We start from the raw sequence: 26137 nt of genomic DNA, 5'->3' as shown, positions 1-26137 counted from the left end.
ATGAACGATACGTTACCATAATTCCCCTGGCGACAGTCAAAAACTATCACGAATTTTGGTAAAAATGATTAATAAGTGTAGCCAAAAATGAAAAAAAGCGGCTAACGCCGCTTTCTGTATCAGTCTTATTGCTCATTGAGCGCCAAGTCGTACATCTTGATGTATTCTTTTGCCGATTCAGTCCAGCTAAAGTCTTTACGCATCGAACGCAGCTGCATTTCCTGCATCTGCTCTGGGTGCTGAAGATAAAACAGTAGTGCACGTTGAAGAACAATCAGTAACGCGTCATGGCAAGGTTCATCAAAACCAAATCCTGTTGCGTTGCTCGGATCATCATCAAAGTCTATGACCGTATCTTTAAGCCCCCCTACCTTACGTACAATAGGCAGTGTGCCGTAGGCCATGCTGTAGATCTGATTGAGGCCACACGCTTCAAATTCCGATGGCATCAAAAAGAAATCTGAGCCCGCTTCAACAAGGTGAGCAAAGCGGTTGCTGTATGCTTCAACAAACTTAAGCTTATCCGAGAACTCTTCACCAAGATCATTGAGATGAGAAGCAATTTGTGGCTCGCCAGTACCAATAATGACCACTTGAACGTCATTCTTTAAGAACTTATCCAGAATAGGCAAGATGTAATGGAAACCCTTTTGATGGGTTAAACGACATACCATCCCCACCATAGGAATATTACGCTCAGGTAAGCCAAGTTCTTGTTGCAGCGCAGTTTTGGAGGCCAGCTTGCCCGACAGCATGCTCTCTAGTTCGTCGCCATAATTGACCGGCAAAAACTCATCATGTGTTGGATTCCACTCTGTATAATCACAGCCATTTACGATGCCATGCAAGTCTTTGGAGCGGTGTACAAAGTCATCAACGAGACCATGCGAGCCAAGTGGCGTCACCAACTCAGCAGCATAATTTGGGCTCACTGCATTGATTTTATCCGCGAAGGCAATACCGGCACGTAATGTGCTCACCCAACCGTCACCATATTGCAAGAACTCCATCCCAGAAAGATGCAGCTCAGGAATAATTTCTAGCTGGCTGTATGAGAAAATACCTTTGAAGATGGCATTGTGAACCGTGAGCACTGACTTCGTACCCTGAAAGCGCGCGTCTTCGGCGTAGCGTGTTTTGAGCAGGAATGGGATGAGTCCGGTATGCCAATCGTTGGCATGGACCACCGCCGGCTTAATGCCAAGCTTTGGTAACACATCCAAACTCGCCGCAGCAAAGAAACCGAAACGTTCGCCGTTGTCGGCATAAGCTCGGTTGTGCTCAGCGTATAGCTCGGCACGATCGAAATAACGATCGCACTCGATCACATACACTTCGACCCCATCGAGATAGGTTTTTTTGACTTGATAAGGGGTATGAGGCCAGTGCTCCAGCTCAGTCGCAAGAACAAACTCATACTGATCCTTATTAGGTAATTTTTGATAGCCTGGTAGCGTGATCGCTACCTCCTTGCCAAGTTCTTGGAGCGCTTTCGGCAGAGCCTTGGCGACATCCGCCAAGCCTCCACTTTTAATCAGCCCTTGAACTTCTGAAACTGGAAACCATACGTCTATGTTTCTCATTCTAGAATCCAACTTTTGTCCCTTTTTTGATGACAACAATGCCACCTGGAGACACATGGAAACGCTTCGCGTCTAGCTCGAGATCCTCACCGATCACTGTTCCAGGGGCAATTTCAACATTTTTGTCAATGATTGCGCGCTTGATGGTACAACCCGCACCAATCTTAACGTCACCTAGAATAACAGATTCACTCACTACAGAACCAGCAGCAATATTACTTCTAAAACCCAGTACCGATTTGTAGATAGAAGAACCACGAACGTAACTACCACCAGCAATTAAGCTGTCAGTCACTTTGATTTTTTGGTGCTCTGCATCAACGAAAGTCGCAGGTGGCAAAGGCGGGTAATAAGTATGCAGAGGCCACTTACGGTTATAAAGCGAGAACTCAGGGTCTTCATGGAGTAGATCCATATGCGCCGCCCAGTAAGAATCAATGGTACCTACATCGCGCCAATAGGTTGTCGCTTTCTCGCCGCTGATTTTGTTCGTCGAGAAATCATAAACATAGACTTCACCTTCTGGGAACATCTTAGGAATGATGTCTTTACCGAAGTCATGGCTTGAATTTTCATTCTCTGCATCGATGCGAAGCTCATTACACAAACTCTCTGCTTCGAAAATGTAGTTACCCATAGATACAAGCGCCATGTCAGGGTGACCTGGAATCGATTTAGGGTTTGCTGGTTTTTCTTCAAAGCCGATCATTTTGCCATTTTCGTCCACTTCGATAACACCAAACTCCGATGCTTCAGCCAGTGGCATACGAAGCGCAGATACCGTAAGTTTCGCTTCTGTACGCTTGTGGAAATCTAACATCTGACGAATGTCCATTTTGTAGATATGGTCAGAGCCGAAAATACAAACGTGTTCAGGGTTAGCAAGTTCAATAAAGCGAACATTTTGATAAATCGCGTCCGCAGTACCTTCATACCAACGCTTACCATCACGCATCTGAGCGGGAATCGGGTCGATAAATCTGTCGGTAATACCGGTCAGATTCCAGCCCTTTCGCATGTGTTGATAAAGAGATTGAGATTTAAATTGGGTAAGAACGTAAATTCTCATCAAGTCCGCATTAATAAAGTTATTAAGCGCAAAGTCGATAAGACGGTAACTGCCTCCAAAAGGCACTGCAGGCTTACTGCGAGATTCCGTAAGAGGACGTAGGCGAGAGCCTTCGCCACCAGCAAGGATCATTCCTAAAACACCAGCCATTGATTTCTCCGTTTTTATTTCAGCTTTCCATTGTGTTAGATACGTAAGTAACGCTTATTGTTTTGGGGGGTATCTAACGTCGTTGTTAACGGATGACAATGTCGATTACTACACCGATCATTCAAACGTTGAATCTTGTATATAATTCGTTTGACAGGCCTTGTTTTGCTTGTTTTTTGGCCTTATTAGCTCCATACCTTTCGTATGGTTTTTCACTAAATTATCGTTTTATAGGGAGATTACAATGCACTATCCCTCAATATTAAGCATTGAACCCAATTGCATTGAAACTCTTGTACTTCGTCACAGAATGCCATACTGAGATCACCCGTTCAACACATAGAGTTAACATTGATTTTACAAAACTGGATGAATTGATAAAACTTACTAAAAATCAGGAGGGTAAAGTGATACGACCAGTTAAAAAGTCTGAAAAGTGTTGCATTTGATTAAAAAGCAGACTGGAGTTGATAAATTATGTATGAAATGAATACAAAAAAGCCCCGAGCGCTAATGAATACACAAGGGGCTTTTTAGAGCGCAAAGCGCCTAATTTGTTACTCGTTGATTAACGAATGACTTCAAGATTAATGTACTTGCCTAAATCTCGTTTCTTGCAGCCAGGTACATAAGGAATTTCACCCAATTTCGGCGCGCCCATCGAGCCTTCCAGCATCTCGATGATCTCAGCATAATGCTCAACGCCCGGATTAACGCGATTCGCGACCCACCCGACAAGTTCAAGTCCATCCGCTTTGATGGCTTCAGCCGTTAGCATCGCGTGACTCAAGCAACCCAGTTTGATACCCACAACAAGCACGACTGGTAACTTTTCTTGCTTAACCCAAGTCGATAGGCAATCGTCTTTTGATACAGGTACACGCCAACCGCCTGCGCCTTCTACCAACACAAAATCACTGTTTTGTTTATGTTGCTCTAGCACGTTGGAGAGCACTTGGTAATCCACTTCAACGTCATCAGCAATCGCCGCAATATGAGGGGATGCTGGCAAAGACAACGCATATGGGTTAACGAGATCGTAATCAACATCTAGATTCGCTGCCTGCTGAAGATGCAACGCATCCGAGTTACGTAAACCTTGCTCAGTCTTCTCACACCCTGCCGCTATTGGCTTATACCCTATCGTCGTTTTTCCTTGTGCACCAACAGCACTTAATATCGCTTTTGATACAACGGTTTTCCCAACTTCAGTATCCGTACCTGCAATAAATAGTGCTTTCATCATAATGCAACTGATCCTAAACAAATTTGATAACTGGCGGGTAATAGGCCGCTTTGATTCGCGTACTGCTTGTATTCCAGTTCGAGCGTCTTCAATGAACGTCGACTGGTAAACCCTTTAGAGCGACCTTCAACATGCGTTGCTCCAATTCCTTTAAGGTCTTTCATCAAACCAAAAGCGGTCTCATACCACATAACTATTTTCGGCAAGTCTAGTTGATGGCGGATACACTCAGATTGCGCTAACGCAATTTTTACCTGATTGAGAGAGGTAAAGTCGTTGACATGTTGATATGCATCAATTTTACCCCACGAGCGCTTTAGCTCCAATAAGGAACCATCGAGAAGCGTTGAAAAATGCAAGCTTCCACCGAGTTTTGTTACTCGCTTCATCTCACTAAGCGGCACGGCTAAATCACTACACCACTGCAACGCTAGGCTTGATATCACGACATCAAAACACTTGTCTTCAAATGGCAGCGCTTCTGCATCCGCCACTTGATAGGAAACTCGCTTGGTACCGCAGCGCTGTTTGGCAACAGTAAGCATCTCACTGGACAAGTCAGCACATACAACATTCGCTCCCCGCTCCAGCAACGCCAAGGAACAATATCCGGTGCCACAACCTAAATCGAGAATACGGTACCCCGCCAAATCGGCTGGTAGCAAGGCCAACAAACGATCCGCAACGAGGCGCTGAAGTTCGGCGTGCTGATCATAGTGTTTTGCAGCGCGGCCAAACGACTCAGATATCGCCGCTTTGTTAGTCTGATAATCCACAAGATTTGCTAATACCTCTGACATTTAGCATCCCTCCGAATGTCGTTTTAAACTGATAGCGAGTTTTTGGACAGCTGTCGCTTCGTGGGCTGCTGACAGCGTAATTCTGAGTCGCGCTGAGCCTTTGGGTACCGTTGGTGGTCGAATGGCTGTCGTCCAACTCTGCTCGCGCTTTAACTCAGCGCACAGTGCTAAAACATCACTTTCCTCGCCCACCAACCAAGGTTTAATGGGTGTTTTGGTGGCAACAAAGCCCGCAGTTCCACTTAGCGTTTCATCATAGATAGCGCCAAGTTCAATCAGCTTTTCTCGGCGCCATTGTTGAGTTTGAATCATCTCGACTGCTTTGGTGATCGCCACAGCATGAGCAGCTGAAAACGCTGTTGAGTAAACATAGTGACGTGCAAATTGAGTTAAGTAATCTTTCATTTCTCGTGAGCACAAGATGGCGGCACCATTAAGGCCAAACGCCTTACCAAAGGTCACGACCAAAATATCTGCGCGTTTACTTGTCATTCCGACTGCGCCATTGCCCTGTTCGCCAATCACGCCGATACCGTGAGCATCATCAATCATGGATAATGCGCCCGCTTGCTCGCACAACGAGACAAAACCATCAAGGTCGGCAATATCGCCATCCATACTAAACACACTTTCTGTCACTGCCATCGTTGGCTTTTCAGCTTGCAGCAACTGAGTAAGGTGTTGTTGGTTACAGTGACGATAACGTTTCATTTCCGCGTCGCACAGCATCCCAGCTTCCATCAATGATGCGTGGTTTAGCTTGTCTTGAAGCAGCAAGTCACCCTTTTTCAGCAAGGCAAAAACCGCAGCTTGGTTGGCGGCAAAGCCGGAAGAAAAGAACAGAGCACTCTCATACCCTAGCCATTCCGTTAAAGCAGACTCGAGGCTTTGATGCTGATTTGAGTAACCCGTAACCAGCGGTGATGCTGCGCTGCCAACGCCATAGTCACTCACGGCTTGCTGATAGCAACGCTTAAGCTCATCACTCGCGGCCAAGCCTAGGTAATCATTGGACGAGAAATTATCAAACTGTTGACCACTGTTTTGAAAAACTGCTTGGTTGCCTCTTTCTAAGGCGATGACAGAGCGTAATAAGTCGCTCTGCTTTCTCTCTTCCAGCGCCTTTTGAATGCGCTGATTAAACGCTAGCGTCATAAAATAGGTCGTCTTTGGTAGGACGTGCAGCAACTCGGCTTACCACTTGGTCGAGAAGGTCATTTTCTTGCACCTCATCCGGTTTTTGAGAGGTTTCTTCTCGGTTGATCCCGAGCTTTTTGAACAGCTGAAGATCTTTATCTTCATCTGGGTTTGGTGTGGTAAGCAGCTTACAGCCATAGAACACAGAGTTCGCACCTGCCATAAAACATAGCGCCTGCATTTGCTCATTCATGTCCTCGCGCCCTGCAGACAGGCGAACCGCTGATTTAGGCATCATGATTCGTGCGATGGCAATAAGACGAATAAAGTCAAAAGGTTCGACATCATCCACTTCTTCAAGCGGTGTGCCTTTCACTTTAACCAGCATGTTGATTGGAACACTTTCCGGCTGGACAGGAAGGTTGGCAAGTTCCATAAGCAAACCCGCTCGGTCATTGGCGCTTTCACCCATACCAATAATGCCGCCTGAGCAGATTTTCATACCAGCATCACGCACGTGACTGAGTGTATCCAAGCGGTCTTGGTAGGTTCGGGTCGTAATGATATTGCCGTAAAATTCTGGAGAGGTATCAAGGTTGTGGTTGTAGTAGTCAAGACCAGCATCTGCAAGATGCGTAGCCTGATCTGGCGTCAACATACCTAGCGTCATACAGGTCTCTAGTCCCAAATCTTTGACGCCTTTGATCATGTCGGTAAGCAAAGGCATATCACGCTCTTTGGGGTTCTTCCACGCCGCACCCATACAAAAACGTGTCGAACCAGCGTTTTTGGCTTTTTGCGCCGCATCTAGCACACGTTCGACTTCCATCAGACGCTCTGCTTCAACATCGGTTTTGTAGCGTGCGCTTTGTGGGCAGTACTTACAATCTTCAGGGCAAGCACCGGTTTTAATCGATAACAGGGTGCTAACTTGAACATGGTTGGTTTGCTGATGTTGACGGTGCACAGTTTGCGCTTCGAACAACAGATCCATAAATGGCTTGTTCATCAGCTCTTGCACTTCGGCATGCGTCCAATCGTGTCGTACTTCCACAGTTAAATCCTTTGCTCTCATTGTTTTTAGTCTTGGCTAGTGTACCGACAAGCGATACACTGTCAACACCGACCACAAGAGCAAGTTTACACTTGGTTAATTTTTAAGCGATCATTATCCATGGATTTAGATTTCGACAGAAAACACATTTGGCACCCATACACTTCCACCCTTAATCCCCTTAGTTGTTATCCCGTAGTCTCAGCTAATGGCGTTCACCTCACTTTGGAGGATGGCACAGAGCTTGTCGATGGGATGTCATCTTGGTGGTCGACCATCCATGGCTATAACCACCCAAAACTCAACGCAGCGCTACAATCTCAAAGTGAGAAGATGTCACACGTAATGTTTGGTGGTATCACCCACCAGCCTGCCATTGATGTCAGCAAGAAGCTTCTTGAGCTTGCACCCGATAATATGGAACACATTTTCTTGGCCGATTCGGGATCGGTTGCGGTTGAGGTGTCACTGAAGATGGCGCTGCAATATTGGCACGCTCGAGGTGAACGTAGGCCAAAGTTTCTCACTCTCTCCCACGGCTACCATGGCGATACGTTTGCTGCCATGTCGGTCACCGACCCTAATAATTCCATGCATAGTTTGTACAAAGGCTTTTTGCCAGAGCATATCTTTGCTGACTCCCCAGAGATTGGGTTTTGGGACGAATGGGATGAAGCGGACATCAGTGATTTCAAATGCAAAATGGAAACTCATCACTCCGAGGTCGCTGCAGTGATCCTTGAGCCTATTGTTCAAGGGGCTGGCGGAATGCGTTTGTACCACCCTACGTTCCTAAAGCGTGTAAGAGAGCTTTGCGATCAATATGGTGTCTTACTTATTCTTGATGAGATTGCGACTGGCTTTGGCCGCACTGGGAAACTGTTTGCCAGCGAACACGCCAACATCCAGCCTGACATCATGTGCGTTGGTAAGGCGCTCACTGGTGGTTACATGACACTGTCAGCTACCTTAACCAGTAAGCACGTCGCAGATACGGTATGTGGCGGTGAAGCAGGATGCTTTATGCATGGTCCTACTTTTATGGGTAACCCGCTGGCCTGTGCTGTAGCAAGTGCGAGTTTAGATATCGTCGCAAGTAACGAATGGCAGTCTCAAGTGAGCAGTATTGAGTCCCTATTTGCGGAACTGTTGCCTAAACTTACAAGCTGCTCGAACGTGAAAGATGTACGTTGGTTGGGGGCAATCGGTGTAGTCGAAACTCATACGGCAGTTAACATGGAAGTGATTCAAAAGCACTTCGTTGAGCAAGGAGTCTGGATTCGCCCGTTTGGTAGGCTCATTTACATGATGCCTCCCTACATTAGCCAGCCAGAGCATATTGAAAGGCTGGTGACAGCAATCGAGACAGCTCTAGAAAATGAAGGGTGTTTTAGCTAACAGCAAAAGCGGCTGCTAAAGCAGCCGCTTTTCAATGTCCCCTGAGAAAAACTACCTGAGTTGGCTGTCCTTGCTTCCTCGGCGATTGAACAAAGCCTGACGGTAACTCTGATGTTCTTGGTTAGACTGACACTCAATACAGAACCTCACACCTTTGATAGCAGTTCGCCTCGCTAGTGGAATAGGCTCTCCACATTCTTCACAAAACTCGGCACTCACCCCCTGGTTTGAAAGACTGCGAACTCTTGAAATTTCGTCGTCTATGGTATTTTGAATTTGTTGGCTGACACTATCGTCATTTGCCCACCCTACGGCCATAACATCCCCTCCTCATTATGTTGAGAAACAAACACGCTCCGCAGCAGAGGTGGACATTATAATTGCTCAGGTTGGCTTGATAATCACATAAAATACATAAAGACTATTACAAATTGGTAATAATCCCATTGGTGCTCGTCGAGAGATAAGAATCACAAGGCAAAAAAAAGCTCGGCAATGCCGAGCTTAGAAACTTGTGTATCGCTAACATTAGCCGATGTGCGTAGCGCCGCCCATGTACTTCTGTAGCGCTGTTGGGATAGCAATACGGCCGTCCGCTTCTTGGTTGTTCTCAAGAATGGCTACCATAGTACGACCCACTGCAAGACCAGAGCCGTTTAGTGTGTGAACAAGCTCAGGCTTCTTCTCGCCTTTACGACGGAAACGAGCTTGCATACGACGAGCTTGGAAATCCCACATGTTCGAGCAAGAAGAGATCTCACGGTATGTCTCTTGCGCTGGAACCCAGACTTCAAGGTCGTAAGTCTTACGAGCACCGAAGCCCATGTCACCCGTACAAAGAACCACTTTACGGTATGGAAGTTCTAGTAGTTGTAGAACTTTCTCTGCGTGACCGGTTAGCTCTTCAAGCGCATTCATTGAATCTTCTGGCTTAGTGATTTGAACCAGTTCGACTTTGTCGAATTGGTGCATACGGATAAGACCACGAGTGTCACGACCGTAAGAACCTGCTTCTGAACGGAAACATGGTGTGTGAGCCGTCATCTTAAGCGGCAGGTCTGCCTCTTCAGAGATGGTATCGCGCACGAGGTTAGTCACCGGTACTTCTGCCGTTGGGATCAGAGACAGTTTACGTGGCTCTTCATCGCTTGCTTTTTCTGTCAGTGGCTCAGTGTGGAATAGATCTTTACCAAACTTAGGTAGCTGACCTGTACCAAATAGGCTGTCAGAGTTCACTAGGTACGGTACGTACATTTCTGTGTAGCCGTGCTCTTCAGTATGAAGATCTAGCATGAACTGTGCGATAGCACGGTGTAGGCGAGCGAACTGACCTTTCATTACGATAAAGCGAGCGCCAGTGATTTTAGTTGCGCTAGCGAAGTCTAGACCGCCACCCATCTCACCTAGGTCAACGTGGTCTTTTACTTCAAAATCGTAAGTCTTAGGCTCACCCCAACGAGAAATTTCTACGTTGTCATTTTCGTCTTTACCTTGCGGTACATCATCCGCTGGCAAGTTAGGCACAGAAAGCGTGATGTCTTCAAGCTGAGCCATTACCGCTGCTAGCTCTTCTTTCTTCGCTTCAAGATCGCTACCTAGTGTACCGATCTGCTTTTTGATCTCTTCAGCGCCTTCTTTGTCGCCGGCAGCCATCTTCTGGCCGATCTGCTTAGAAATGGAGTTACGCGTGGATTGTAAATTCTCAACTTCTACTTGAATCGACTTACGTTGCTCTTCAAGTTTACCGATAGTTTCTACGTCTAGCTTGAAGCCACGACGTGCTAATTTTTCAGCTGTTTCATCCAGCTCTGTACGAAGTAATTTAGAATCCAGCATTGCCAATCCTATGCTTTATAGTTGTGAAGAACTCTATCCTTGGGCGTTTTTTAACCAAGGACAGATATTGATTTGTTAACCGAGTAAAGATAACGAAAAGCCACTACTTTTCATAGCGCTTTTGTGGGCTTTTTGCGTCTAAATCCGCCAGATAATCTAACTTTTCACCAATTTTGGTTTCAAGCCCGCGATTTGTCGGCTCATAGTAGCGCGTGCCCGCCATTTCGGGTGGTAGATAACGCTCGCCTGCGGCGTATGCACCTGGCTCATCGTGTGCATAACGATACTCAGCGCCATAGCCCATATCTTTCATTAATGACGTTGGCGCATTTCTTAGATGGTGAGGGACTTCATACTCAGGGAGGTTATGCGCATCTCGCAATGCCTGCTTCCAAGCGGTGTAAACAGCATTGCTCTTTGGTGCACAGGCAAGATAAACAATAGCTTGAGCGATAGCACGTTCACCTTCCGCAGGACCAACTCGAGTAAAGCAGTCCCACGCAGATAGCGCGACCTGCATTGCTCTTGGGTCTGCGTTACCGATATCTTCCGATGCGATCGCGAGTAAACGCCTTGCGATATAAAGCGGGTCGCACCCTGCGGCAATCATCCTTGCGGACCAATAAAGTGCCGCATCGGGATTAGAGCCACGAATCGACTTATGAACCGCCGAAATAAGGTCGTACCAAATGTCGCCTTTATTATCGAAACGATTAACCTTCTCTCCCGCAACCTCCGCGAGCAGAGGCAGTGTTATCTCTTTCTCACCTTGAGCGTTGTCTTCTGCCATGTCATAAAGCAGCTCAAGATAATTGAGCGACATTCTCGCGTCACCATTGACCAATTCAGCAAGACGCTCAAGAACGTTGTCATGAAAGTTCGCGCTAATGGCGCCCAGGCCACGCTGCTCATCATTTTTCGCTTGTTCGAGTACCAGCAGGATATCTGACGTATCCAACGAGGTGAGCTTGTACACCCTAGCGCGTGAAAGCAGTGCGTTATTGAGCTCAAATGACGGGTTTTCAGTGGTGGCGCCAATAAAGGTGACCGTGCCGTCCTCGATGTGCGGCAAGAACGCATCTTGCTGGCTTTTATTAAAGCGATGCACCTCGTCAACAAACAAGATCGTGCGCTTGCCAGCAAGCTTGTTCTCTCGAGCTCTCTCAATCGCTGCGCGGATCTCTTTGACGCCAGACGTTACCGCAGACACTCGTTCCACTTCTGCATTGGCATAGTTGGCCGCGACTTCCGCCAGTGTCGTCTTACCGGTGCCGGGCGGCCCCCACAAAATCATTGAGTGCAGTTGCCCTGCCTCAAGCGCTCGCCTTAGAGGTTTCCCCGCCCCCAGAATATGCTGCTGACCAATATATTGCTCAACAGTTTCTGGGCGCATTCTAGCAGCAAGGGGACGAAAATCTTCGTCCCCTGAAAAATCAAAACTGAAATTACTCACGATAACGTCCTAGCTACCTAGTTCCGTTGGTCATCAATTTCGACACCATCCGGAACAACAAAGGTAAATCGGTCTGAGGCAGGTTTGCCCACTTTTATGTTGTCGAAAACAAAGCGGCCTTTTTGGCCATCTTGTTCAATCACGTTAAAGCCGTGAACAATGCCTTTACTATCGATGTTAATTTGAAATTGGCCTTGCGTTGAGTCGACTGCCGTTGGGATTAAGGTAAAGACATCGCCTTGTTGGTTGACGCTGTAATTGTCCCAATCACTAGCGCGATTTCGTGTCAGTAGCACGAATGGCGTCTGTTCTGTTGCTTGCTCTTGATTGTAAATACTGACCTGTTCAATAAATGGGCTGTAGTACCACAGATTTTGACCATCCGATACCAGCACATTTTCATCAGGCAGCGTCGTCACCCAACGAAACATACTTGGGCGTGAAATCTCAACATTGCCTTCCCCTTCCATAACGACGTCCCCATCAGGGCTGGTTACTTCTTGAGTAAAAGTAGCGCTAAATCCATCATTGAGCTGTAGCCTGTCACTCAGCTCTTGTTGCGGCGTTGCAAAAGCTAGGGCTGAAAAACCCATTGCTGAAACACTTAACATCGCGGCATTAAACCATTTCTTCATTTGATTTCCTCTTACCTCTTAAGGCGAATCGAATTCTAATCTTTCGGTGGCGCTGGCGCGAGAACTTCGCGGTTACCGTTATGACCCGGTGCACTCACAATACCTTGAGCTTCAAGCTGCTCGACAATGCGCGCAGCGCGGTTATAACCAATCTTAAATCGGCGCTGAACGCCTGAAACCGAACCTCGACGTGACTGCACAACATGTTCGACAACTTGATCGAACAATGGGTCCATTTCTTCGTCGCCTTCCATCTTCTCACCTGGCAACAGAGTCTCTGGAGACTGCTCGCCATTGGTGATTTCATCAATATAGTTCGGCTTACCACGTGCTTTCCAGTTGTTCACCACAGCATGCACATCATCATCAGACGCAAATGCACCGTGTACACGAGTTGTATGGCTAGAGCCAGGTGGCAGATACAACATATCACCCATACCAAGCAGGGATTCGGCACCGCCTTGATCGAGAATCGTGCGCGAGTCTGTCTTAGTCGAAACCGTAAAGGCCACACGAGTCGGAATGTTGGCTTTAATTAGACCGGTGATCACATCTACCGAAGGTCGCTGAGTCGCAAGTATCAAGTGAATACCCGCAGCACGGGCTTTTTGTGCCAAACGTGCGATCAGTTCTTCAACCTTCTTGCCCACAACCATCATTAGGTCGGCAAACTCATCGACCACCACCACGATGTATGGAAGTTTCTCAAGCAATGGCGGTTCTGGGTCCATGCTGTCGCCTTCTTGCCACAAAGGATCATGGATAGGGTGACCTGCTTCCGCCGCCATTTTCAGTTTGTCATTAAAGCCCTTAATGTTACGAACACCAAGCGCGGACATTAGCTTGTAGCGGCGTTCCATCTCACCCACACACCAGCGAAGTGCATTCGAGGCATCTTTCATGTCGGTGACGACCTCAGAAAGAAGATGAGGAATACCTTCGTAGATGGACAGCTCCAACATTTTTGGGTCGATCATGATAAAGCGCACATCTTCAGGTGTTGCTTTATAAAGCATGCTCAAGATCATCACGTTAACGCCAACAGACTTACCAGAACCGGTCGTACCCGCGACAAGCACGTGTGGCATTTTCGATAGATCCGCCACAACCGCTTCACCAGCGATATCCTGACCGAGCACTACTGTGGTTGGTGATTTTGAATCGATAAACGCTTGGCTACCCACCACATCAGAGAAGAACACCGTCTGACGCGTCATGTTCGGCAGCTCAAGACCTACATACGGCTTGCCTGGGATCACTTCCACGACACGTACCGCCATAGCAGACAGCGAACGTGCTAAGTCCATTGAAAGGCCAGAAATGCGACTAACTTTCACGCCTGGCGCAAGATCAAGTTCGAAACGGGTAATCACTGGACCTGGGAAAATATCCACCACTTCCGCTTTAATTTTGTAGTCCGCCAGCTTAGATTCGACCAAACGCGCGATGTTTTCCAACGCTTCTCGGTCAATGAAGTTTTCACGCTTCTCAGGGTGGTAAAGCAGCTCCAGCGTGGGCATCGGCTCTGCTGGTTTTGGTAGATTTTGCTCCTGCTGAACCAAGAACGGGTTCATTTTCGCCACCTGCGCTTTTTGCGCATCGGCCACCATGTTTTGGAACGCTTCGACGTCTTGATCAACGGGTTCGCTTTCCACTTCTGCATCGAGAGCATTCAGGTCAACCGTAGGCTCGATGTGTGATGTTGAAGGCTCGATTTCTATATCAGCGCTATCGACCCATGGAGGCGTAAAGTCTTCGACCTCTTCAACTTCTTCAAATACCTGAGGTTGTGTCTGCTGCACTGAGTCATCCACAGAATAGGCTGCTGATTCTGTCTGTGTGGTAGCTGGCTGCTCACTGCTTTGAGGCTCAGGTTGAGGCTGAGGATCAAACATTGTCTCACTATTAACTGGCTCGACAAATGGTTCAGAGATAGTAGGCTCCGCGTTTGCCATCGCTGCGCCTGACGTGGCAGCAGCCATTGGCGCAGAAATGCTTGACGCTGGCCACTCCGGCTCTTCTCCCTGATTCGCATAGTCATCACTTGAGCGAGCCGCATTTTCCAGCTCTTCAATCGTCGCGCCGAGCTGACGAGTGCGCTCAACCTGAGGTTGCTGAGGTTGCTGAGGTTGCTGAGGTTGCACAGTATTCTGTACGGCTGCTTCAACTTGCACTGGTTGAGACAACTCTTCGACAGGCTGTGCAGATTTAGCCACATTTACTTGTTGTGGAGCCTGCGTATCTAGTGAAGCGTCGTCTTCTGGTTTTGCAAACAGCGGGTCATAAGCAGTTTCAGGCTCTACGTCTGAAACTGAAGGCGTCGAGTCTGGGACATGGATGTTGTACTGCTTCTTGCTCGCTGGCGGTGCCTCTTGCACAGCGCTGTCTGCGCTAAAGCGAGGGAGCTCATCTGTGTCGTCGGATTCTTGGTCGTCAAGTACAGGCTCATACACTTCTTCTTTAGTACCGCGAACCTTATTTACTAGCGCTGCGCTCATCGATAGCACACTGTCACCAATCCACTCTACGATTCGCAGCCAAGAAATACCCGTTAGTAAGGTAAAGCCCGCCCCCCAAAGAAATAGCAGCACCAAAGTCGTACCAAGCACATTAAGCGTTGGTAAAGACAAGCTGGTTAGCACATCACCAATCACACCACCTGATGAGAAATACCAGATATCATCAAAGTTTATGTCAGCGAGACCACAGCTCGTTAGGATAAGTACGGTTAGGCCAAGTAGACGCGTACCCCAGATCATCAAATCAATAGGGTCATCTTCGTCACGATTACGAAAGAACACCCACGCACTGAATGCGGTAATGAAAGGAATGGGATAAGCCAGAGAGCCAAAAACAAAAAATAAAGTGTCTGCTAGCCATGCACCGACAAAGCCACCCGCATTTTGGATATCGCTGCCCCATGAAGTCTGCGACCATGATGGATCAGCGGGGCTAAAGGTGAACAAGGCAATAGCTAGTAGAATAGAGGTAAGTACAGCTAAGATAAAACAACATTCTCTTAACCGTTGAAATCCGTTCAGACGAATCGCTTGAGGCTCTTCGCTCGTCTTAATAATCGTTTCGACTCTTTTTTTGTCCTGTTTGAACATAACCAACATCTAATTATTGAAAACAGTCCGAGCGGCAAAAGCCGCTCGGTGTATTCATTGATTTAACCACAATGAGGATTAAAACCCAATCTGACTGGAGAATAAAGCATGCTTTATCATAACTTTAGTCAACTTCTTGTCAGAGTTGGAAGCGCTCTCTCTAGCGCGTTTTAATCACTAGCTGGTTAGTTTGTTTCACTTCTTCCATCACCACGTAGGTTCGTGTGTCGTTCACACCAGGAAGGCGAAGCAAAGTATCCCCTAAAAGTTTACGATATGCGCTCATATCCGACACCCTTGTTTTCAAAAGATAGTCGAAATCACCAGACACAAGATGACACTCTTGAATATCGTCCAGTTTTTGTACCGCTGTATTGAACTGCTCAAACACATCAGGTGCACCACGGTTTAGCGTGATCTCTACGAACACGAGTAGTGAAGCATCTAAGTACTGCGGATTGAGGAGCGCGGTATAGCCCGTAATATAACCCTGTCTCTCTAGGAGACGTACACGTTCTAAACACGGTGTAGGCGAGAGACCTACGCGTTTAGACAGTTCTACGTTTGAAATACGACCATCTTTCTGCAATTCATTAAGAATGTTGCGATCAATTCGGTCTAGTTCCTTGGACGGCTTCTTATAGTTGTCTGCCATTTTTTATTCCACCTTGTTACTTCCTTGCAAAAAAATATACTACAACTCTGTAATATACAGTATCAAATTTTGTTCATTAGCTTCTATACTAGATATTAATTCGACAATAACACCCTACAAACAGTTAATACAACCACAATATAATGAGGAGTCAGGATGATAATTGGCGTACCTAAGGAAATCAAAAACCACGAATACCGTGTTGGTATGGTCCCAGCAAGCGTTAGAGAGTTAATCTCACACGGCCATGAGGTTTACGTTGAAACTAACGCAGGTTCTGGTATTGGTTTTTCAGACGATGATTACATCGCTGTAGGCGCATCCATTCTTCCTACCGCTGCAGACGTCTTCGCGAAAGCAGAGATGATTGTAAAGGTCAAAGAACCCCAAGCTGTCGAGCGTGCTATGCTACGTGAAGGACAAATTTTATTCACGTATCTCCATCTAGCACCAGATTTTCCACAAACTGAAGAGCTAATCAAAAGCAAAGCTGTCTGCATTGCCTATGAGACTGTAACAGATAATATGGGTCGTTTGCCACTACTAGCACCAATGTCAGAGGTCGCTGGGCGAATGTCTATACAGGCTGGTGCACAAACACTCGAAAAGTCCAATGGTGGACGTGGTCTACTACTTGGTGGCGTACCAGGTGTTGAACCGGCGAAAGTCGTCGTCGTTGGTGGCGGTGTAGTGGGCTCTAACGCTGCTCGCATGGCTGTCGGTATGCGTGCAGACGTCACTATCCTCGACCGCAATATTGATACATTACGCGTTTTGGACGAAGAATTCCAGGGTCGCGCAAAAGTTGTTTATTCTACAGAAGACGCACTTGAGAAGCATGTTCTAGAAGCAGATCTCGTTATTGGTGCGGTTTTGGTTCCTGGTGCTGCGGCTCCGAAGCTAGTCACCAAAGAGCACATCGCTAAGATGAAGCCTGGTGCGGCAGTGGTTGACGTTGCAATCGACCAAGGTGGTTGCTTCGAAACCTCTCACGCTACAACGCACGCAGAACCAACTTACATCGTTGATGACGTAGTTCACTACTGTGTTGCTAACATGCCAGGTGCGGTTGCTCGTACATCTACATTTGCACTTAACAACGCGACGCTTCCTTACATCATCAAGCTTGCGAACAAAGGCTACCAGCAAGCACTGACTGAAGACAAAGGCTTCTTAGACGGTCTAAACGTGATTCACGGTAAAGTGACCTGTAAAGAAGTGGCTGAAAGCTTCGACCTTGAATACGTAGAGCCAGCAACGGCGATTGCGATGTTCAACTAATCAATGTTCTCGCAGAAACAGTCACATACAAATTGAAAACGGGCTTATTGCCCGTTTCAGACTGCTGACAAAGGTCTAGCTTTCAAGCTAGACCTTTGATCTAATAGGAGTATCGAAATATGGATACTCCGATATGCTTCAAAAACCTTCTCCTCAGCAATACGAACTCGAAATGGTAACCATGGAACAGCTCGTTCCACAGAATCATCTCGTTCGTAAAATTGATAATGCCATCGACTTCGAGTTCATCAGAGACGAAGTGGCACATCTATACTGCAAAGATAATGGCCGCCCACCCGTAGACCCTGTGCGTTTATTCAAAATCATTCTGCTTGGCTACCTATTCGGCATCAAAAGTGAGCGCCAACTGGTCAAAGAAATTGAAGTGAACGTCGCTTATCGTTGGTTCTTACGAATGTCACTGACCGAAAAAGTTATCCATGCTTCGACGTTAAGCCAGAACCGAATTCGACGCTTCAATGGTACTGACGTCTTTGAGCGCATCTTCAACAACATAGTGCTTCAAGCGATGGAGAAAGGCTTAGTCGCAGGACAGGAGCTCTTCACTGACAGTACACACCTTAAAGCCAATGCTAACAAGAACAAGCACATGAATCGTCTGCGTCCAGTTAGTGCAGGCGCTTATCTTGATATGCTGAATGAAGATGTGGCTGCAGACCGAGAATCTGAAGGTAAAAATCCATTCAAAGAGACGCCACCAAAGACAGACGTCAAAAACACTAAAGTCAGCACCACCGACCCTGAAAGTGGCTTTATGACACGAGACAATAAGCCTCAAGGCTTCTTCTATCTTGACCACCGAACCGTGGATGGTAAGCACGGTATCATCGTAGACACATACGCAACACCGGGGAATGTGAATGACTCACAGCCCTATATCCGTCGTCTCGATCACACACTAGAGCAGTTCAACCTCAATCCTATCGCAGTTGGTATCGATGCAGGTTACTTCACTGCGCCTGTTGCTGAATCACTCGAGCGCCGCAGTATATTAGGTGTGTTCGGGTATCGCCGCCCATCAAGAACTAAGAACAAATTTAAGAAGAAAGACTTCAAATACCAAAAAGAGACCGATACCTATCGCTGTCCAGAAGGGCAAGAACTTATCTATAAAACCACAACACGCGCAGGCTATCGCTCATACGCTTCAGACCCGAAACAATGTGCGTTTTGCCCCGTTCGGGACGACTGTACTAAGAGTGAAAATATGCAGAAGGTCATAACGCGTCACCTTTATAGTGAGACGGTGGAGCGAGCCAATCAAATGCGACTCTCTAGCTACGGAAAGAAGACGTATCGGAGGCGAAGTGAAACAGTAGAACGAAGCTTCGCCGATGCAAAACAACACCATGGCCACCGTTACGCGCGCTACCGCGGTCTCGCAAAAGTGCAAATGCAATGTTGGTTAGCCGCTGCCGCTCAAAACATCAAGAAGATAGCGTTGGTGGTGAGCTATCTGCGAAAAATGGGCCTAAATAAGGCAGAAATAAGTCAAATACTAGTCTCTGTATGCCGATTTAAGCCTTACTCACTTCAGAACGCTATCTAACAAAAAATATCGCGATCGCGGCCTACGGCCGCTCCGAAAAAAGAACCCCGCTTGAAAAAGCGGGGTTCGTCAGCAATCTGAAACGGGCTTATTGCCCGTTTTTTTGTGCCTGCGTTTTACGCTTAACTTATCAGATGTTTTGACTTAAACGCGTGCAGCAGTATGTTACGCGGAGTCGTTGCCGTATCGCAAAAGGTCGACAAACTCACCTGATAGCCGTGAGACTCCAAAAACAAAGCTTTGTCCAGCGCGAGCCATACCTCTAGTGGACGACGAAACACGCTTTGCACCAAGCTAAGCGCTTCCATCTTCCAAAAACGTGCCTGCCCTACCTGTTCATAATGCTCGAAATCGACGTGAGGTAAAGTGAGTGATTTCTGCGCCGCAGCCCAGTGACAGAAATGCTCAAACCCTTCAGAAAGCTGCGACTTTTTAATACTCGGTACAGGCTCATAGCCTTCGGTCACCTGATTTTGCTGACAGAGCGCATCAAAGCCAAGCCTAAACACCATCTCTTGCTCTCTGTGACGTTTAACGCGCTCGCCACCGGTGACGGTTTCCTGAAGCGGAATGCGCAGCTCTTGCTTAGTTAATGACAGATTGGCTTGTCTAGCTAGCTCAGATAACGGCTGGTATTGTTCATCTTGAATTAAGTGATAGCAACACGGCGATAGAGTGAGTGCTGGAAGCTTGGCATCTACCGTTCGCTGAATCAACGTAACGTGCAGATCACCACATGCATGCAATGCCACCGCATGTTGATTGGCATTGAATACCTGTTTTGAGCTCTCATCAAATGCATCGCCTTGTACGAACTGCATGGTTAAACCACGTTTATCAGCTTCGTGCTGCCCTGCATCACATAGAGCTTGCTGATACTCAAAGCTTGTCACTTTCTGATCGGTTTGAGAGGAAAGAATACGCCCAAGGAATCCCTTACCAGAGCACCACTCCAACCACTCATTGCCTTGATGATTATGAATACACGCAGAGCCCATTTGGCGAATTTGCTCAAGCTTACGCCCCGGAACGCCAGAGTCGAGGCCACGAGGAAGAATTAAAGGGGTCGCTTTCCCAATCGAATCAATCACAGCGGCCTGTTGCAGGTCATGCAACTCAGGTATGAACGGACTCAACGCCTCAACACACTTTGTCGGTGACTGCTTTAATGTTTGAACTTGCTCTGGAGAGCAGTCAGAAAGCCAGTCAGCCATGGCAGGATGTTGAGTTTGCCACGGGTAATGGTCACTAACTATTTGAATAAAGGGATCATGCCGCCAGTAATCTTGGTAGGCTTTGAGTATAGCGGTAAGTTGTTTGAATGGCTGACGCACGTCTCCCCCTATTCTTCATGCAATGCGAGACTGCATGGATTGTAGGGGGAAGTGAGTACTAACAAAAGTATTTTGTGTTAGCGAATCGGTAATTCGATGTCTCTGAACATCTCTTCTATTTCAGTATTCGACTTTAATGAGATGGCCTGTTCAACAACAGGGCGAGTTAAATGAGGGGCAAATCGCTCCATAAAGTCGTACATGTAAGAGCGTAAGAAGGTCCCTTTTCTGAACCCGATACTGGTGGTGCTGGCTCCAAAAATATGACTAGCATCGATGGCCACAAGATCAGTATCTTGCGAATTATCCATCGCCATACTCGCGATAACGCCAACACCAATACCCATGCGCACATAAGTTTTAATGACATCCGCATCAGTGGCGGTAAAGACAACTTTCGGTGTCAGTCCAACTTTGTTAAAGGCAGTATCAAGCTCAGAACGTCCAGTAAAACCAAACACGTATGTCACCAACGAATAGGCGGCAAGATCTTCAATCGATACATGATCTTTTTGAGCCAATGGGTGATCTTTAGGTACCACAATAGAGCGATTCCAGTGGTAACAAGGTAGCATGATCGCATCTTGATACAGGTGCAATGCTTCTGTGGCTATCGCAAAGTTCGCTGTGCCTTTTGCGATAGCTTCAGACATTTGTGAAGGCGTCCCTTGGTGCATGTGAAGCGAGACTTTCGGGTAACGCGCGGTAAAGCCTTTAATCACTTCTGGCAACGCGTAGCGCGCTTGGGTGTGTGTCGTTGAAATGTTCAATGTGCCCATTTCAGGGTGCGTGTGCTCACCCGCTACGGCTTTGATGCTTTCGACTCGAGAGAGAATTTCTTGAGAGATACGAACAATGTCCTCACCGGCATTGGTAACCTGAGTTAGGTGTTTACCGCTACGCTCGAATATTTGAATTCCGAGTTCATCTTCCAACAAGCGAACTTGTTTACTGATACCTGGTTGAGAGGTATAGAGACTTTCTGCGGTCGCTGACACATTTAGGTTGTGATTGACCACCTCGACAATGTACTTTAACTGCTGTAACTTCATCTGCTTGTCTTCATCCTTGTCAAAATTCTCGGCTCAGCTCACCACTGCCAGCCAAAGCATATAATCAATAGTTATAACGAATTACTAAACAGATTAACAGTTTTTTTGGATAGGAATTGTTCTAGCTCTCAAACCCGCTCAGAAAGTTTCCACGTTTTCCTCAGATTATGACCAAATCAACAACTTTGCTGTGTTGGTCAGATAGCCTTTGGTGTATCCTGTGCTATTAGACTGTAGGGAAACTCACTGTAGATACAAAACGTTATGAATATTGGTTTAATTATTGCGCTGGTCGCCCTTCTGCTGGTTTTGGTACTGGGCTATAACATCATGCTGCAATACAAACTAAAAGCCGAAGCTACTAGAAGGCAAGAATCGGCCAGATATGTCGCCTTGATAGATGCCACTGAAGAGCTTATCAGTGGTGCGAGCTATTTGCCTTACAGCAAAGAGCTGATGCTGTGTCTCCATAACCGCATTTTAGATGCCGTTACGAATATGCATGAGTTGGATCCTAAGAACAAACATTTGGCACAACGTGTCGAAGCAGCAAAAACGCAGATTCAGCATCTTCAAGAAAGCTACGAAGGCAGTGAAGCAACATCGTTCAAAGTACCAACCAGCGACAAACAAGCGATCATTATGTTGAAACTGGTCAAACGCCTGCGCGATACCGTTCGAACCGAGCACAACAAAGGACGTATGGATACCCAGTCCTACATGGTTGAAAATGCGCGCCTCGAAACAATCCAGATCCGCATCAACATCGAGAACGTCGTTAAACGTGCTCATGACTCTATGGCAAAAGGGCAGCCTGGTACGGCGGCACAGCTACTGAAAAAAGGCATTGATGCGCTTAGTTCGAAGAACGACAACTACTCTATTCAAGCGAAAGACAAGCTCACCGAGATGCTCGACAAGCTGCAAAACTCTCGACAAGCTAAAGCAGAAGAAAAACAGCAACAAGCCAACAGTGAACGCGACGATGACATCAATGCTCTGTTTGGTGAGAAGAAAAAATGGTAGAGTTAACGAAGGTCGCAAGCGCGGCCTTTTTTAATTCAACAACAACGAAAATAGCCATGATCAGTCCTTCTCAAATCGACGCCATTTTAGAACCTATCAATCAGTTTTTGCACTGCTCAACGCCTGATGCTTGGGTAGAAAAAGCCAAACACCCAGAAAACCTACCAGTGATCTTGATTGATCACCTATTGTGCGAGCTTAAAGCCGGCCAATCTGCAATGTACTTAATTCGCAAATATGCCGTGGATAAGCAGAGCAGCTCAGCACTGTTTGAATGGTTCAAACCCTATGAAGACTTTGCGTATCGCAACATTGGTGATATGACTTCTTTAAAGGGCAAAAGCAATATTTCGAAATCGATCATTGCCAAATCAGACTCACCTTACAGCCAAGATTTGATCGACAAAATGGTTCTACTGATCAAAGAAGAATTACATCATTTCTACCAAGTGTTAGAGATCATGGAGAAAAAAGGCATTCCCTACGAATCAATACCCGCGAGCCGCTATGCCAAGGGGCTGCTTAGCCACATGACAACACATGAACCAAACACACTCATCGACAAACTGATCATTGGGGCTTATATCGAAGCGCGCTCTTGTGAACGATTTGCCAAACTGGCACCGTTTATGGATGACGATATCGCTAAGTTTTATGTGTCCCTGCTGCGCTCTGAAGCTCGTCACTATCAAGACTACTTAACTTTGGCAGAGCAAGTGGCTGGCAAAGACATCAGTGAAAGAGTGGCTTACTTCGGCAAAGTAGAAGCTGAACTGATTTCCTCGCCAGATACCGACTTTAAGTTCCATAGTGGTATTCCCGCTTAATACAAAAATGCCAGAGCTATTAGCTCTGGCATTTTTAGTTTTACCCTATCGATTAACGTAGAGAGGCAATTAGCTCAAAGAAGCATTAATCTCAGCAAGCACCTTTGCCGGATCCGCTGCTTGCGTGATCGGACGGCCAATCACGAGATAGTCAGAACCTGCTTGGATCGCCATATCTGGCGTCATGATACGCTTTTGATCGCCCACTGCAGCGCCCGCTGGACGAATGCCTGGCGTCACCAGCTTGAACTCTGCTCCCAGCTCTGCTTTTAGCATGCTTGCTTCTTGCGCTGAACATACCACGCCGTCAAGACCTGCATTCTTGGTTAGGTTCGCCAAACGCAACACTTGCTCTTGAGGTGCCACGTCAATGCCGATACCTGCAAGATCCGACTGCTCCATACTTGTTAAAACAGTCACACCAATCAATAGTGGACGATCTTTGCCATAAGGCTCCAGGATCTCACGAGACGCAGTCATCATGCGCTCACCGCCACCTGCGTGTACGTTTACCATCCAAACGCCCATTTCCGCTGCAGCACGAACCGCTTTAGAACACGTGTTAGGGATGTCATGAAACTTAAGATCTAGAAATACTGAGAAGCCACGCTTGTGTAGCTCTCGAACGAACTCAGGACCAAATAGTGTGAACATCTCTTTGCCCACCTTTAGTCGGCAAGAGCTTGGGTCAATTCTATCGACAAAAGCTAATGCATCGGCTTGGTTATCGTAATCCAGTGCAACAATCACTTTTTGGTCAATCATTTTCGCTCCTCGTTTTACTCAAAAAAAGCAGCACCTAAGTGCTGCATTGCAATTCTATTTTGGTTATGGCTACTCGCCGTCCAACCCTCGAATGGGCTTGATCGTACCCCATCCCTTACATGAAGGACAATGCCAATATAATGAATGGGTTGAGAAACCACATTTGCGGCATCGATAGTGCGGTTTAGTTTTTAACTGCTCACCCACCAGCGACTGCAACGTAGTTAAACTCTCTTTCGCTTTACCCTCTTCAGCATTCGCTAGGTGGTAATCCATCAAGCGATAAAAGCCTTTCATCGTTGGGCTGCGAACCAGTTGTCTTGTTAGCAGCGCTTGGGCGGCCTCTGTACCGTCGTGCTGCGCAACAAGCTGAGCAAGCATTAGCTCTGCCGAAACACCAGCGCCTTTGTCAATACTGGCTCGTAGAAACTCTACTAAGCCCTGCTCTTGTCCCAGATGGTGATAACACTCAGCTAAGGTTGGCAGTACTTCACTGATAAAATCTTTATCTTGCTCCAGCACTGACTCAAGGTAGGAGATCGTTTTCGAGTAATCCTCGTCCTCCAAACAAAGCTTACCCAGTGCAATACTCGCTCGAGTACAACGCGGATCCACTGACAGTGCCTTCTTAAAATTCTGAACTGCTTTGTTGGTATTACCATCCGCTTTTTCGATCATAGCAAGCTCACACCAAAAGTGGGCGATGCTATTTCTGATGCGCTTTTTACCCATTTTGAACAGGGCATTTGCGACCTCGATGGCTTTGTGCCATTCACTGGTCTGTTGATAAATGGCAAGTAACTGAGTTAATGCGGCATCACGATGTTCAGGCTCATCAACAAGCTGGACAAATATCTTCTCGGCACGATCAAGGAAGCCCGATACCATGTAGTCTTTGGCCAGTTGCTGCAACGCAAGATTTTTCTGATCGATAGTTAAGCCCGATCGCGAGATAAGATTCTGGTGAATTCGGATAGCACGGTCTACCTCGCCACGAGAGCGGAATAGGTTACCGAGGGCAAGGTGAGTATCAATGGTTTCGTTGTCGACCTGAAGGAGCTCGATGAAGTGATCGACCGCTTTGTCTGACTGATCGGACAACAATAGGTTAAGGCCCGTCATATACTGACGAGAGATTTGATGCGATTGCTCTTGTCGATCATGCTTAGCGCTTCGCTGACCCATGTACCATCCATAGGCTGCTGCGATAGGCAAAAGCAAGAATAATAGCTCAAGCATTAATTAAATCGACCTTAACCCTTAATCTAATTAGTTGCTGCTAGTAACGACTTCTTTTGATTCAGAAGGCGTCTGTTTAGCCAGCTGCTTCTTTAGCTTACGTACCGTCATTTGAGACTTAAGGTGTAAGCTACCAAAAATTAGCCAAGCAACGACAAAACCAACAACGAATACACTGCCCAGCAGCGTCGATAGATGGAAGTCACCTTGCGCTAACAAATAGTTGAAGGTTACCACTTCCTGGTTTTGCGAACCCAGTGCTAGGGTTACCAGGAACAATGCGATGAGTACAATTATTTTTAGAATCTTCATATGCTCGTGCCACAGTTATTGGATAGCTCGATTATGCAGGAATTTGCCTCGGCACACCATCGTCTTAGGCAATTATCTTGATAATCTAAGTGATATTTAGAGCAACTAGCCTATTCTTTATCCAGCAGGTGAACCTCATCACTGCCACTCGCCTAAACGTAAAACGGCACACTAAAAAAGCATGCCGTTTCATTAAGATAGGGGCTCTACAGACTTTCGTTCACACGTTCACGAAGCTCTTTGCCTGGTTTAAAGTGCGGTACGTACTTACCATCCAGCTCCACTTTATCACCCGTTTTCGGGTTACGACCCACACGTGGCTCGCGGTAGTGAAGCGAGAAACTACCAAATCCGCGGATTTCAATACGGTCACCACTTTCCAGTGTAGAAGCCATATGTTCCAAAATATCTTTTACCGCATCTTCAATTTCCTTTGCGGATAAGTGAGTTTGCTCCGCGCAGAGTCTTTCTATAAGTTCAGACTTAGTCATAGGTAGTTACCCTCATTACTCTTAATCTTCAGTGTCTCTATCTTCGATGTCTCATACTACAGCGGACAGCGGTTTACATATATTCTATATCAACAATGCACTAACTGCCTGTAT

23 protein-coding genes are annotated in these 26137 nt (G+C 46.8%); 5 read left to right on the top strand and 18 right to left on the bottom strand.

Going from position 1 to position 26137, the window contains the following annotated elements:
* Positions 1–125: 125 nt before the first annotated feature.
* The 6 genes from glgA to bioB form a co-directional block, all read right to left on the bottom strand.
* Positions 126–1583: a glycogen synthase GlgA gene (gene glgA / locus AAA946_RS05600; RefSeq protein ID WP_338163973.1), complete on the bottom strand. Its 1458-nt coding sequence runs from the start codon at positions 1581–1583 to the stop codon at positions 126–128.
* A gap of 1 nt (position 1584) precedes the next feature.
* Positions 1585–2802 carry a glucose-1-phosphate adenylyltransferase gene (gene glgC, locus AAA946_RS05595; RefSeq protein ID WP_445206060.1) on the bottom strand — a complete coding sequence of 406 codons (1218 nt, stop codon included), beginning with the start codon at positions 2800–2802 and terminating at the stop codon, positions 1585–1587.
* A 568-nt stretch (positions 2803–3370) separates the two neighbouring features.
* A complete protein-coding gene (gene bioD, locus AAA946_RS05590; protein WP_338163972.1) occupies positions 3371–4048 on the bottom strand; it encodes a dethiobiotin synthase in 678 nt (225 codons plus the stop codon).
* Positions 4045–4848: a malonyl-ACP O-methyltransferase BioC gene (bioC, locus tag AAA946_RS05585; protein WP_338163971.1), complete on the bottom strand. Its 804-nt coding sequence runs from the start codon at positions 4846–4848 to the stop codon at positions 4045–4047. The genes bioD and bioC overlap by 4 nt, the downstream gene beginning before the upstream one ends.
* Entirely contained in the window at positions 4849–6003 is a 1155-nt protein-coding gene (locus tag AAA946_RS05580; RefSeq protein WP_338163970.1) for an 8-amino-7-oxononanoate synthase, read from the bottom strand.
* Positions 5987–7039 (bottom strand): biotin synthase BioB, encoded by a 1053-nt coding sequence (gene bioB / locus AAA946_RS05575; protein ID WP_338163969.1) that lies wholly within the window; start codon positions 7037–7039, stop codon positions 5987–5989. The genes AAA946_RS05580 and bioB overlap by 17 nt, the downstream gene beginning before the upstream one ends.
* A 120-nt stretch (positions 7040–7159) precedes the next feature.
* Between bioB and bioA the strand changes: the two genes are divergently transcribed.
* Positions 7160–8437 carry an adenosylmethionine--8-amino-7-oxononanoate transaminase gene (gene bioA, locus AAA946_RS05570; protein ID WP_338163968.1) on the top strand — a complete coding sequence of 426 codons (1278 nt, stop codon included), beginning with the start codon at positions 7160–7162 and terminating at the stop codon, positions 8435–8437.
* Positions 8438–8488: 51 nt separating this feature from the next.
* Here bioA and AAA946_RS05565 read toward each other — a convergent pair whose 3' ends face one another.
* The 6 genes from AAA946_RS05565 to lrp all read right to left on the bottom strand — a co-directional run bounded on the left by AAA946_RS05565 (position 8489) and on the right by lrp (position 16126).
* Positions 8489–8755 (bottom strand): DksA/TraR family C4-type zinc finger protein, encoded by a 267-nt coding sequence (locus AAA946_RS05565; RefSeq protein WP_338163967.1) that lies wholly within the window; start codon positions 8753–8755, stop codon positions 8489–8491.
* A 210-nt stretch (positions 8756–8965) separates the two neighbouring features.
* The gene (gene serS / locus AAA946_RS05560; protein ID WP_042499271.1) at positions 8966–10273 is read right to left on the bottom strand and encodes a serine--tRNA ligase; all 1308 of its coding nucleotides are present in this window, start codon (positions 10271–10273) and stop codon (positions 8966–8968) included.
* Between the two features lie 103 nt (positions 10274–10376).
* Positions 10377–11666: a replication-associated recombination protein A gene (locus AAA946_RS05555; protein WP_445206092.1), complete on the bottom strand. Its 1290-nt coding sequence runs from the start codon at positions 11664–11666 to the stop codon at positions 10377–10379.
* Between the two features lie 77 nt (positions 11667–11743).
* On the bottom strand, positions 11744–12361 hold the full coding sequence (gene lolA, locus AAA946_RS05550) for an outer membrane lipoprotein chaperone LolA (protein ID WP_445206059.1): 618 nt from the start codon (positions 12359–12361) through the stop codon (positions 11744–11746).
* 35 nt (positions 12362–12396) lie between these two features.
* On the bottom strand, positions 12397–15471 hold the full coding sequence (locus AAA946_RS05545) for a DNA translocase FtsK 4TM domain-containing protein (protein WP_338163965.1): 3075 nt from the start codon (positions 15469–15471) through the stop codon (positions 12397–12399).
* A 160-nt stretch (positions 15472–15631) separates the two neighbouring features.
* On the bottom strand, positions 15632–16126 hold the full coding sequence (lrp, locus tag AAA946_RS05540) for a leucine-responsive transcriptional regulator Lrp (protein ID WP_338163964.1): 495 nt from the start codon (positions 16124–16126) through the stop codon (positions 15632–15634).
* Between the two features lie 156 nt (positions 16127–16282).
* Here lrp and ald point away from each other — a divergent pair, with 156 nt between their 5' ends.
* Entirely contained in the window at positions 16283–17407 is a 1125-nt protein-coding gene (gene ald / locus AAA946_RS05535; protein ID WP_042499269.1) for an alanine dehydrogenase, read from the top strand.
* Positions 17408–17540: 133 nt separating this feature from the next.
* Positions 17541–18977 carry an IS1182 family transposase gene (locus AAA946_RS05530; RefSeq protein WP_338163492.1) on the top strand — a complete coding sequence of 479 codons (1437 nt, stop codon included), beginning with the start codon at positions 17541–17543 and terminating at the stop codon, positions 18975–18977.
* 122 nt (positions 18978–19099) lie between these two features.
* On the opposite strand, the gene AAA946_RS05525 is transcribed toward AAA946_RS05530, so the two are convergent.
* The gene (locus AAA946_RS05525; RefSeq protein WP_338163963.1) at positions 19100–20311 is read right to left on the bottom strand and encodes a methyltransferase; all 1212 of its coding nucleotides are present in this window, start codon (positions 20309–20311) and stop codon (positions 19100–19102) included.
* Between the two features lie 77 nt (positions 20312–20388).
* Positions 20389–21363, bottom strand: coding sequence for an HTH-type transcriptional regulator CysB (cysB, locus tag AAA946_RS05520; RefSeq protein WP_338163962.1), 975 nt, complete (start codon positions 21361–21363; stop codon positions 20389–20391).
* A 264-nt stretch (positions 21364–21627) separates the two neighbouring features.
* Here cysB and AAA946_RS05515 point away from each other — a divergent pair, with 264 nt between their 5' ends.
* Both AAA946_RS05515 and miaE read left to right on the top strand, forming a co-directional pair.
* On the top strand, positions 21628–22389 hold the full coding sequence (locus tag AAA946_RS05515; RefSeq protein ID WP_338163961.1) for a DNA repair protein: 762 nt from the start codon (positions 21628–21630) through the stop codon (positions 22387–22389).
* 56 nt (positions 22390–22445) lie between these two features.
* Complete coding sequence (gene miaE / locus AAA946_RS05510) at positions 22446–23216, top strand: tRNA isopentenyl-2-thiomethyl-A-37 hydroxylase MiaE (RefSeq protein ID WP_338163960.1); 771 nt, start codon at positions 22446–22448, stop codon at positions 23214–23216.
* Positions 23217–23285: 69 nt separating this feature from the next.
* Here miaE and pyrF read toward each other — a convergent pair whose 3' ends face one another.
* The 4 genes from pyrF to ihfB all read right to left on the bottom strand — a co-directional run bounded on the left by pyrF (position 23286) and on the right by ihfB (position 26023).
* Complete coding sequence (gene pyrF / locus AAA946_RS05505) at positions 23286–23981, bottom strand: orotidine-5'-phosphate decarboxylase (RefSeq protein ID WP_338163959.1); 696 nt, start codon at positions 23979–23981, stop codon at positions 23286–23288.
* Between the two features lie 69 nt (positions 23982–24050).
* Positions 24051–25220, bottom strand: a complete 1170-nt coding sequence (gene lapB, locus AAA946_RS05500; protein ID WP_338163958.1) for a lipopolysaccharide assembly protein LapB — start codon at positions 25218–25220, stop codon at positions 24051–24053.
* A gap of 30 nt (positions 25221–25250) precedes the next feature.
* Entirely contained in the window at positions 25251–25532 is a 282-nt protein-coding gene (locus tag AAA946_RS05495; RefSeq protein WP_338163957.1) for a LapA family protein, read from the bottom strand.
* Positions 25533–25738: 206 nt separating this feature from the next.
* Positions 25739–26023, bottom strand: coding sequence for an integration host factor subunit beta (ihfB, locus tag AAA946_RS05490; protein ID WP_338163956.1), 285 nt, complete (start codon positions 26021–26023; stop codon positions 25739–25741).
* Positions 26024–26137 lie beyond the last annotated feature (114 nt).

The sequence above is a fragment of the Vibrio sp. 10N genome, assembly GCF_036245475.1.
Lineage (GTDB): Bacteria > Pseudomonadota > Gammaproteobacteria > Enterobacterales > Vibrionaceae > Vibrio.
The sequence above is the reverse complement of the archived record's forward strand: the minus strand, read 5'-3'. Positions and strand labels throughout refer to the sequence as shown.

Bases quoted from the DNA above. Each gene is read 5' to 3' on its own strand.
- glgA (WP_338163973.1), bottom strand. From the start codon at position 1,583: ATGAGAAACATAGACGTATGGTTTCCAGTTTCAGAAGTTCAAGGGCTG.
- glgC (WP_445206060.1), bottom strand. From the start codon at position 2,802: ATGGCTGGTGTTTTAGGAATGATCCTTGCTGGTGGCGAAGGCTCTCGC.
- bioD (WP_338163972.1), bottom strand. From the start codon at position 4,048: ATGATGAAAGCACTATTTATTGCAGGTACGGATACTGAAGTTGGGAAA.
- bioC (WP_338163971.1), bottom strand. From the start codon at position 4,848: ATGTCAGAGGTATTAGCAAATCTTGTGGATTATCAGACTAACAAAGCG.
- AAA946_RS05580 (WP_338163970.1), bottom strand. From the start codon at position 6,003: ATGACGCTAGCGTTTAATCAGCGCATTCAAAAGGCGCTGGAAGAGAGA.
- bioA (WP_338163968.1), top strand. From the start codon at position 7,160: ATGGATTTAGATTTCGACAGAAAACACATTTGGCACCCATACACTTCC.
- AAA946_RS05565 (WP_338163967.1), bottom strand. From the start codon at position 8,755: ATGGCCGTAGGGTGGGCAAATGACGATAGTGTCAGCCAACAAATTCAA.
- serS (WP_042499271.1), bottom strand. From the start codon at position 10,273: ATGCTGGATTCTAAATTACTTCGTACAGAGCTGGATGAAACAGCTGAA.
- AAA946_RS05555 (WP_445206092.1), bottom strand. From the start codon at position 11,666: ATGCGCCCAGAAACTGTTGAGCAATATATTGGTCAGCAGCATATTCTG.
- lolA (WP_445206059.1), bottom strand. From the start codon at position 12,361: ATGAAGAAATGGTTTAATGCCGCGATGTTAAGTGTTTCAGCAATGGGT.
- AAA946_RS05545 (WP_338163965.1), bottom strand. From the start codon at position 15,471: ATGTTCAAACAGGACAAAAAAAGAGTCGAAACGATTATTAAGACGAGC.
- lrp (WP_338163964.1), bottom strand. From the start codon at position 16,126: ATGGCAGACAACTATAAGAAGCCGTCCAAGGAACTAGACCGAATTGAT.
- ald (WP_042499269.1), top strand. From the start codon at position 16,283: ATGATAATTGGCGTACCTAAGGAAATCAAAAACCACGAATACCGTGTT.
- AAA946_RS05530 (WP_338163492.1), top strand. From the start codon at position 17,541: ATGCTTCAAAAACCTTCTCCTCAGCAATACGAACTCGAAATGGTAACC.
- cysB (WP_338163962.1), bottom strand. From the start codon at position 21,363: ATGAAGTTACAGCAGTTAAAGTACATTGTCGAGGTGGTCAATCACAAC.
- AAA946_RS05515 (WP_338163961.1), top strand. From the start codon at position 21,628: ATGAATATTGGTTTAATTATTGCGCTGGTCGCCCTTCTGCTGGTTTTG.
- miaE (WP_338163960.1), top strand. From the start codon at position 22,446: ATGATCAGTCCTTCTCAAATCGACGCCATTTTAGAACCTATCAATCAG.
- pyrF (WP_338163959.1), bottom strand. From the start codon at position 23,981: ATGATTGACCAAAAAGTGATTGTTGCACTGGATTACGATAACCAAGCC.
- lapB (WP_338163958.1), bottom strand. From the start codon at position 25,220: ATGCTTGAGCTATTATTCTTGCTTTTGCCTATCGCAGCAGCCTATGGA.
- AAA946_RS05495 (WP_338163957.1), bottom strand. From the start codon at position 25,532: ATGAAGATTCTAAAAATAATTGTACTCATCGCATTGTTCCTGGTAACC.
- ihfB (WP_338163956.1), bottom strand. From the start codon at position 26,023: ATGACTAAGTCTGAACTTATAGAAAGACTCTGCGCGGAGCAAACTCAC.